This is a genomic window from Microcoleus sp. Pol17C6 (assembly GCF_036701145.1).
In the GTDB taxonomy this organism is placed as follows: Bacteria; Cyanobacteriota; Cyanobacteriia; order Cyanobacteriales; family Microcoleaceae; genus Microcoleus.
On the sequence record NZ_JAUBQH010000161.1, the window covers coordinates 1 to 1,403 of the forward strand.

General features: G+C 37.4%; 2 protein-coding genes. One reads left to right on the top strand and one right to left on the bottom strand.

Annotated elements, in window-relative coordinates; translation table 11 throughout:
* Positions 1 to 587: winged helix-turn-helix domain-containing protein (locus tag QUA25_RS29170; RefSeq protein WP_333043186.1), on the bottom strand; the 587-nt coding region annotated here is incomplete at its 3' end.
* A gap of 269 nt (positions 588 to 856) precedes the next feature.
* Here QUA25_RS29170 and QUA25_RS29180 point away from each other — a divergent pair.
* Positions 857 to 1,249: a transposase gene (locus QUA25_RS29180; protein ID WP_333043188.1), complete on the top strand. Its 393-nt coding sequence runs from the start codon at positions 857 to 859 to the stop codon at positions 1,247 to 1,249.
* Positions 1,250 to 1,403 lie beyond the last annotated feature (154 nt).

Sequence of the window (1,403 nt, forward strand, 5' to 3'; positions counted from 1 at the left end):
CAAACATAACCAGTCAGATCGCCATGAAGTAGATGACATTCATCTATAAATAATACTATTATTTGCCCGGATTCTATGCCATCCTTGTTTTTGAATAAAATATTGTTAATTTCTTCCGTCTTTTTTTTTACCAGTTCTTCATCAAATTTAGGATTGATTTTTTGAGTTTTTTTCCAACTAATTTTCGCCCGGTCGAAAAGTTCATAGTAACTCTGTTTTGATTTATAGCTCACACCAAACTCTCGCTCTACATAAGTAACCAGCTCATCTAAATTCCAATATTCTTTATTCTTTAGCCACTCAATTACTTCAGTCTTTTGTAGAGCTGTTAAATACCCTTTTGACCCTTTATGCCCTAGCTTGATTCCTTCGATGCCTTTGGTTTGAAATTGTTTTTTCCAATGACCTACAAAAAATTCACTTACACCGAGAATTTTGCTAATCTCATGGTAGAACTTGCCTTCGACAGCCATCCTTACAGCTATTGCTCGTTTAAGTTCTCTTGCATCTATATCACTTTTAATGAAAGATTCTAATTGAGTTATTTCCTTTTCCATATCTTTGAGGGGCAGTTTTAAGTTATTCATCTTTTTATTCACGATCGAGTATTGCATATAATTGTATCATAGTCTTGATAATCATTTAGGATTGCTATATCAAGACGACTAATTATCGAGAATTAGCAAAAGCGATAGAGTTTGCCTTCAATGAAGTTACATTATCCGATATGAGGAATTGGTTTACTCACTGCTGTTATTGTACCTCATCTATCTGAGAAACGCTATACATACAGCGGTTCCCGCTGTAATGTGGTACAATGGAATAACAATAAAATATCATTTTGTATTCAAAGCTAATGAAAACCTATTCCCTCGATCTCCGAGCAAAAATAGTAACAGCACATTTGACCCAAAAGATGTCAATTAGGAAAGTAGCCATCAGGTTTGCTGTCAGCAAAAGTCTCGTCCAAAAACTGGTGAAACAACAACAAGTCGAGGGGAATTTACAGCCTAAACAGAGGGGTAAACCACAATTTAGTCACTTGACAAATGCGGAAGCACTCATCAGAACACTGGTGGCAGAGCATCCAGATGCTACCTTGGTAGAGTTGTGTGAATTATTTGCTATTAAGACGGGAAATTGGGTGAGCCGGACGGCAATGTGCCGCTACTTACAGAAATTAGGACTCAATCGTAAAAAAAAACATGGCACAGTAGCCAAGGCGGGACTGAAAGAGTCCAAAAGTTAAGGGTGGAATATTGGCAAAAGATCAAAAATATCGAGCCAAAAAACTTAGTATTTTTGGATGAAACTGGTATTCTACTGCTGGGGGGGTGACAAAGAGGGCTAGGAGATAGACCGAATCAGAGTTGCAGCCCGCATACCTTGTTGATAAAAGCGAC

What these genes read in the sequence shown, in the direction of transcription:
- QUA25_RS29180 (WP_333043188.1), top strand. Translation starts at nt 857, where the DNA reads ATGAAAACCTATTCCCTCGATCTCCGAGCAAAAATAGTAACAGCACAT.